This is a genomic window from Streptomyces graminilatus (genome assembly GCF_001418565.1).
Lineage (GTDB): Bacteria > Actinomycetota > Actinomycetes > Streptomycetales > Streptomycetaceae > Streptomyces > Streptomyces graminilatus.
On sequence record NZ_LIQQ01000637.1, the window covers coordinates 1 to 4,644 of the forward strand.

The window sequence follows — 4,644 nt, forward strand, 5'->3', positions numbered from 1 at the left end:
CCGGTGTGGAACCAGCCGTCGGACTCCAGCACCTCGGCGGTCTTCTCGGGCAGGCCGTGATAGCCCTCCATGATGCCGGGCCCGCGCAGCAGGATCTCGCCGTCGTCGGCGATGCGCACCTCCGTGCCGGGCAGCGGCTTGCCGACCGTACCGGTGCGGTAGGCCTCACCGGGGTTGACGAAGGAGGCGGCGGAGGACTCGGTGAGTCCGTAGCCCTCCAGGATGTGGATGCCCGCGCCGGCGAAGAAGAAGCCGATCTCGGGTGCGAGGGCGGCCGACCCGGAGACACAGGCACGCAGGTTGCCGCCGAAGGCCTCGCGGATCTTGGAGTAGACGAGTGCGTCGGCGACCTTGTGCTTGGCGGAGAGGGCGAAGGGCGCCGAGGCGGTGCCGGTGCGCCGGAAGTTGTCCTGGCTCGCCTTGGCGTACTCGCGGGCGACCTCGGAGGCCCACTGGAAGATCTTGTACTTGGCGCCGCCGCCGGCCCGCGCCTTGGCCGCGACCCCGTTGTAGACCTTCTCGAAGATGCGCGGCACGGCGGCCATATAGGTCGGCCGTACGATCGGGAGGTTTTCGATGATCTTGTCGACCCGGCCGTCGACGGCGGTGACGTGCCCGACCTCGATCTGGCCGGAGGTCAGCACCTTGCCGAACACGTGCGCGAGCGGCAGCCACAGGTACTGCACGTCGTCCGGGCCGACCAGCCCGGTCGCGGCGATCGCCTTCGCCATGTAGGACCAGTTGTCGTGCGGCAGCCGGACCCCCTTGGGGCGGCCGGTGGTGCCGGAGGTGTAGATCAGGGTCGCGAGCTGGTCCTTCGTGATGGCCCCGACCCGCTCCTTGATCAGGTCCGGGTTCTTCTCCAGATACGCGGCACCGCGCTGCTCCAGCTCGGCGAGGGTGAGCACCCACTCGTCCGGCTCGACGCCGGCCGGGTCGATGACCACGACATGGGTGAGTTCGGGCAGCTCGGCGCGCTTCTCCCGCACCTTGGCGAGCTGGGCCGCGTCCTCGGCGATCAGCACCCTGCTGGCGGAGTCGGAGAGGATGAAGGCCGACTCGTCCGCGTTGGTCTGCGGATACACCGTGGTCGTGGCGGCGCCGGCGCACATGATGCCCAGGTCGCCGAGGATCCACTCGATACGGGTCGCGGAGGCGAGCGCGACGCGCTGCTCCGGCAGCACGCCCAGCTCGATGAGACCGGCGGCGATGGCGTAGACCCGCTCGGCGGCCTGCGCCCAGGTCAGCGCCTTCCAGTCGTCGGGGCCCGTACCGGCGGCGCGGGGCACCGGGTAACGGTAGGCCTCGGTGTCCGGCGTCGCGGCCACCCGGTCCAGGAAAAGACCGGCGACGGACGGCGGACGGTTCTCGATCAAGGTCTGTGTGTCGCTCACGACATCCTCCGTGGCCCGCATCGATGCGGCGGCTGGCTCATGTGCTGGCTCATGTACGGCTGCTGCTTAACTCGTGAGTAACTACCGAGCAGAGATCAGAGTAAGGCGCGACCGCCCGGCGCGTAAGTGGCGACGGCCTACCACTTCCCGCGGCGAGCGGCTGTTCGCTTCCCACAGACCCGGGCGGCCCGACGGTACACACACGAAGGGGGCCCGCCGCGTTCCCACGCGACGAGCCCCCGTTCTCCCGGTCCTCACGGGCGGGCGGTCCCGGCCCCCAAGGGCCGGTGCCGGCTACTTCTTGCCCTTGCCCGACCCCGCGTTGTCGTCGCTCGACAGGACGGCGATGAAGGCGTCCTGCGGAACCTCCACGGAGCCCACCATCTTCATCCGCTTCTTGCCTTCCTTCTGCTTCTCCAGCAGCTTCCGCTTACGCGAGATGTCACCGCCGTAGCACTTGGCGAGAACGTCCTTGCGGATCGCGCGGATGGTCTCGCGGGCGATGACCCGCGATCCGATGGCGGCCTGGATCGGCACCTCGAAGGCCTGCCGCGGAATCAGCTCGCGCAGCTTGGCGACGAGCCGCACCCCGTACGCGTACGCCGCGTCCTTGTGCGTGACGGCGGAGAACGCGTCCACCTTGTCGCCGTGCAGCAGGATGTCGACCTTGACGAGGCTGGAGGTCTGCTCACCCGTGGGCTCGTAGTCCAGGGACGCGTAGCCGCGGGTCTTGGACTTCAGCTGGTCGAAGAAGTCGAAGACGATCTCGGCGAGCGGCAGGGTGTACCGGATCTCGACCCGGTCCTCCGACAGGTAGTCCATCCCGAGCAGCACACCGCGCCGGGTCTGGCACAGCTCCATGATCGACCCGATGAACTCGGACGGCGCGAGGATCGTGGCGCGTACGACGGGCTCGTACACGTCGCTGATCTTGCCCTCGGGGAACTCGCTCGGGTTGGTGACGATGTGCTCGGACTTGTCCTCCATCACCACCCGGTACACCACGTTGGGCGCGGTGGCGATGAGGTCGAGCCCGAACTCGCGCTCCAGCCGCTCACGGATGACGTCGAGGTGGAGCAGCCCGAGGAAGCCGACGCGGAACCCGAAGCCCAGGGCGGCGGAGGTCTCCGGCTCGTAGACGAGCGCGGCGTCGTTGAGCTGGAGCTTGTCGAGGGCGTCGCGCAGCTCCGGGTAGTCGGAGCCGTCCAGCGGATAGAGCCCCGAGAAGACCATGGGCTTGGGGTCCTTGTACCCGCCGAGCGCCTCGGTCGCACCCTGGTGGAGGGTGGTGATGGTGTCACCGACCTTGGACTGGCGGACGTCCTTCACACCGGTGATGAGGTACCCCACCTCACCGACCCCGAGCCCGTCGGCGGGCTTCATCTCGGGGGACGAGACGCCGATCTCCAGCAGCTCGTGCGTGGCACCCGTGGACATCATCCGGATCCGCTCACGCTTGTTGAGCTGCCCGTCGATGACTCGTACGTACGTCACGACGCCCCGGTACGAGTCGTACACGGAGTCGAAGATCATGGCACGGGCGGGCGCGTCCGCGACCCCGACGGGGGCCGGGACCTCCGCGACGACCCTGTTGAGCAGCGCGTCGACACCGACACCGGTCTTGGCGGAGACCCTCAGGACGTCGTCGGGGTCGCAGCCGATGAGGTTGGCGAGCTCCTCGGCGAACTTCTCCGGCTGGGCGGCCGGCAGGTCGATCTTGTTCAGTACGGGGATGATCTTGAGGTCGTTCTCCATCGCCAGGTACAGGTTGGCGAGGGTCTGCGCCTCGATGCCCTGGGCCGCGTCGACGAGGAGGACTGTTCCCTCACAGGCCGCGAGCGACCGCGAGACCTCGTACGTGAAGTCGACGTGGCCCGGGGTGTCGATCATGTTCAGGATGTGGGTCCTGGCCTGACCGTCCCCGTCGGTCGGCGCCCACGGCAGACGCACCGCCTGGGACTTGATCGTGATGCCGCGCTCGCGCTCGATGTCCATGCGGTCGAGGTACTGGGCGCGCATCTGTCGCTGGTCGACCACTCCGGTCAGCTGGAGCATCCGGTCGGCGAGCGTGGACTTGCCGTGGTCGATGTGCGCGATGATGCAGAAATTGCGGATCAGATCCGCTTCGGTACGGCTCGGCTCGGGCACATGGCTAGGGATCGCGGGCACGCAGGGTCCTGATTCTTGAGGCGTCCGCAGTGTCTGCGGTCTCGGGTCGGATCGATACGTAGGCTCCATGGTCCCACGGGCGAGGACCGGGGACCGGTTTGGGCGGGTTCGCGAGGTCCGGGCTGAGGTCCGGGCAGGGGTCCGGCAGCCGGATTGGGTCGTCCGGAAGGTGACTGGTAGCCTGGGTCGCTGTGTCTCATGCCCTCTCAGCAGGAGACACACATGCGGTAAAACGCAGTGAACCAAAGAAGCAATCAAACGGCGCGTGAGGCATGCCCTTGTGCGCCTGAACCTGAAAAGGCTCATTCGTGGCGAACATCAAGTCCCAGATCAAGCGGATCAAGACCAACGAGAAGGCCCGCCTGCGCAACAAGGCCGTCAAGTCCTCCCTGAAGACCGCGGTCCGCAAGGCTCGTGAGGCCGCTGCCTCGGGCGACATCGCGAAGGCCACCGAGGCTCAGCGCGCTGCCGCGCGTCAGCTCGACAAGGCCGTCTCGAAGGGCGTCATCCACAAGAACCAGGCCGCCAACAAGAAGTCGGCGCTTGCTTCCAAGGTTGCCTCGCTCCAGGGCTGAACCTCCCTTGATCTGACACACCGCCGGAAGGACCCAGCGGGCCCTCTCTCCCGCTCCCACCCGGCACCCCGGCTCCACGCACGATCTGCGTTCGCCACGCGGGCGTGAAGCCACCGGCAACACCAGCAGACGCTTCACCCGAAGGCCCCGGCCCTCGTCCTACCCCAGGACGGGACCGGGGCCTTCGGCATGAACACCGCAACGCGCTCCAGCGCCCTCCTGCCCCCCTACCCGCCTCTACGTGCGCCCCCGGGACCGAGCCGCCCGGGCGATCACCACGACCGCCTTCTCCAACGCGTACTCGGGATCGTCCCCGCCCCCCCTCACCCCCGCGTCGGCCTTGGCCACCGCCTGGAGCGCCTCGGCGACCCCGTCCGGGGTCCACCCCCGCATCTGCTGCCGCACCCGGTCGATCTTCCACGGCGGCATCCCCAGCTCCCGCGCGAGATCCGCCGGCCGCCCGCCCCGCGCGGAGGACAGCTTCCCGATCGCCCGCACTCCCTGCG

Annotated in this window: 3 protein-coding genes and 1 pseudogene; 1 reads left to right on the plus strand and 3 read right to left on the minus strand. The window is 68.5% G+C overall.

The genetic code is table 11. From position 1 onward, the window contains the following. Together AOK08_RS38810 and lepA are read right to left on the minus strand one after the other, a co-directional pair. Positions 1-1,394: AMP-dependent synthetase/ligase (locus tag AOK08_RS38810; protein ID WP_055534875.1), on the minus strand; the 1,394-nt coding region annotated here is incomplete at its 3' end. A 294-nt stretch (positions 1,395-1,688) separates the two neighbouring features. Continuing rightward, positions 1,689-3,563 (minus strand): translation elongation factor 4, encoded by a 1,875-nt coding sequence (gene lepA / locus AOK08_RS38815; protein ID WP_055534870.1) that lies wholly within the window; start codon positions 3,561-3,563, stop codon positions 1,689-1,691. 308 nt (positions 3,564-3,871) lie between these two features. Here lepA and rpsT point away from each other — a divergent pair, with 308 nt between their 5' ends. Continuing rightward, positions 3,872-4,138 (plus strand): 30S ribosomal protein S20, encoded by a 267-nt coding sequence (gene rpsT / locus AOK08_RS38820; protein ID WP_055534872.1) that lies wholly within the window; start codon positions 3,872-3,874, stop codon positions 4,136-4,138. Positions 4,139-4,375: 237 nt separating this feature from the next. On the opposite strand, the pseudogene AOK08_RS38825 reads toward rpsT, so the two are convergent. Beyond that, positions 4,376-4,644: pseudogene (locus tag AOK08_RS38825) on the minus strand (DNA polymerase III subunit delta); the annotation flags it as partial.